This window comes from Nocardia sp. NPDC052001, assembly GCF_040680615.1.
Lineage (GTDB): Bacteria > Actinomycetota > Actinomycetes > Mycobacteriales > Mycobacteriaceae > Nocardia.
In genome coordinates this window covers 281,816-284,407 of record NZ_JBFAXC010000006.1, presented here as the reverse complement: position 1 = coordinate 284,407, position 2,592 = coordinate 281,816, and the positions used below count along the sequence as shown (strand labels likewise).

The 2,592-nt window shown below is 69.5% G+C and carries 2 protein-coding genes; both read left to right on the top strand.

Annotated elements, in window-relative coordinates; genetic code table 11:
• Positions 1-157 precede the first annotated feature (157 nt).
• Positions 158-928 (top strand): ABC transporter ATP-binding protein, encoded by a 771-nt coding sequence (locus AB0L82_RS27940; RefSeq protein WP_364642559.1) that lies wholly within the window; start codon positions 158-160, stop codon positions 926-928.
• Positions 913-2,481, top strand: coding sequence for a hypothetical protein (locus tag AB0L82_RS27935; RefSeq protein ID WP_364642556.1), 1,569 nt, complete (start codon positions 913-915; stop codon positions 2,479-2,481). Before AB0L82_RS27940 ends, AB0L82_RS27935 begins: the two co-directional genes overlap by 16 nt.
• Positions 2,482-2,592: the final 111 nt, after the last annotated feature.

Below are 2,592 nucleotides of genomic sequence, written 5' to 3'. Positions count from 1 at the left end.
CGGGGTAGCGGAAACGACGACGCCGGGAGGAGGACGGTCCGCACGGACCGCCTCGCCCGGCGTTCGCCATATCCGGGTGAATCGGGGATCGAACCCGGCGCGGGGCCGGTCCGTATCGTGAAGCGAGAACTTTGGCTTCGGCGGGCTTGGAGGGGTTATGACCGCAGCGGGCACTGAGTGGGCGCTCGAGCTGGGCGGGTTGTTCAAGGCTTTCGGAGGACCCTGGGTGGTGGAGGGGGTCAGCCTCGCGGTGCCGCCCGGATCGTTCTTCGGGCTGGTCGGGCCCAACGGGGCGGGGAAGACGACCACATTGTCCATGGCCGTGGGGTTGTTGCGGCCCGATCGCGGGACGGCTCGGATCTTCGGAAATGACGTCTGGGCGGATCCGGTGGCGGCGAAGACCGTGGTCGGAGTGCTGCCCGATGGGCTGGCCCTGCCGGAACGGCTGACCGGGCGAGAGTTGTTGACCTACACCGGATTACTGCGCGGGATGGATAAGGCGACCGTGGGGGAGCGGGCGTCCGAGCTGCTCGCGGTGCTGGAGTTGACCGGCGCGGAGAACACCGTCGTCGTTGATTATTCGGCCGGTATGCGGAAGAAGATCGGGCTGGCCACCGCACTGTTGCACGCACCCAAACTGCTGGTGCTGGATGAGCCGTTCGAGGCCGTGGATCCGGTGTCGGCGGGGACCATTCGGACCATTTTGCAGCGATTCGTGGCGGCCGGTGGGGCGGTGGTGCTGTCGAGTCATGTGATGGCGCTGGTGGAGAACCTGTGTGATCGGGTGGCGGTGATCAATCGCGGGCAGGTGGTCGCGGGCGGAACCGTGGCCGAGGTGCGCGGGGAGGGGACGCTGGAGGAGGCGTTCGTGCGGCTGGTCGGCGGGCATGTGGGCGGAGAGGAGGGGCTGTCGTGGTTGGCGTCCTGATCCGGATGCGGTTGCGGCTCACGGCCAGAGCCATGCGCGAGGGGCGAGCGGCCGTGAATTTCTGGGTGGGGAGCCTGTTCGGGCTCGCCGCCGCACTGGTCACCGCGGCGCTGATCGGGTTCGCGCATGAGAGCTTTCACGGCGGAATAACCATTGCCGCAGCGCTTTTCGCGGGCTGGACGCTGGGCTGGATCTGCGGGCCGGTGCTCACCGGAAGCAGTGACGAGACCCTGCAACCGGAGCAATTCCGGTTGCTGCCGCTGACCGATCGGCAGTTGGCGTACGGGCTGGCGGCCGCCGCGTTCGCGGGTCCGGCCGCGGTCATCAATCTGCTCGCGTTTCTCGGGCTCGCCGTCCTGGCCGGGCCGAAAGGCATTGTGCCGGTGCTGATCGCGCTCATCGGCGCGGTGCTGCAATTGATCTTCGTGGTGCTGCTGTCCCGGGTGATGGTGGCCTGGCTGGGCGCGGCCATGCGATCGCGGCGCGGACGGGATCTGGGCGTGCTGCTGGCGGCGCTGCTCGGCCTCGCCTACTACCCGCTCAATCTATTGATCACCAATCTCGGTCCGGCACTGGAGAATTCGCAGGGCGGGGTGCCCACCGCGCTGCGCGCCGCACCGTCGGGCTGGGCGCCGTACGCGGTGGAATCCGCCGTGCGCGGCGATGCGCTGTGGGCGGTGCTGCCGCTGCTCGGGCTGGCCGCGCTCTGTCTGGCGCTGTGGCAGGCGTGGGCGGTGCTGCTGCATCGGCGGCTCACCCTGCCGCCCGCACCGGCGGGGCAGGTGCTCGACAGTTCCACCGGACTGCTGGACCGCTATCTGCCCGCCACCCCCGTCGGCGCGGTGGTCGCCAAGGAACTGCGCAGCTGGTGGCGGGACGGTCGCCGCCGGGCCGCGCTGCTGCCGCTGCTGCTCATCGGTTTCGCGCTGCCCGCGTTCCTGTCCTTCCAGCACAACGGCACCGGAACCATCGCGTTCTCGGGCGGCTTCGTGGTGTGGATGGCCACCATGGGCTCGGCGAATCTGTACGGCTTCGACGGCACCTCGGTCTGGCAGACCATCGTCACCCCGGGCGCGGCGCGCGCCGATGTGCGCGGGCGGGCCATCGCCTGGACGGTGCTGGTCGCCCCGGTCGCGCTGCTGGCCGCGGTCATCCTGCCGGGTGTGCTCGGTCGGCCGCGGCTGTACCCGTGGGTGCTGTGCACCCTGCCGGTACTGCTCGGCGTCGGCGTCGCGGTGGTGGTGTTCCTGTCCACGCACGCCGCCTTCGCACTGCCGCCGCAGCGCGGGAATCCGTTCGCGGGCAATGCGAATCCGGGGTGCGCGAAGGTACTCATACAGTTGACCGCGGGGCTCGGGCAGTTGCTGATATCGGTCCCGGTGCTGGTGATTCTGGGGGTGGGCACGGCCCTGGACAATCCATTCGTGCAGTGGGCGGCACTACCGGTCGGTCTGATCATCGGCGGGTTAGCCGCGACCGCCGGAATCCGCCTCGCCACCACCCGGCTGGAGGCCCGCGGCCCCGAACTGCTGGCCGAGGTAAAGCCGCGCTGAGCAGCCATTTCCCTTGAACAGACCGATGATTCGGTGCTACTCGCCCGAAGTGCGCGCACCGCGCGGTATTCGGGTAGCGCACTACTGCCGCAATTCGGGCGGCGAACCCGC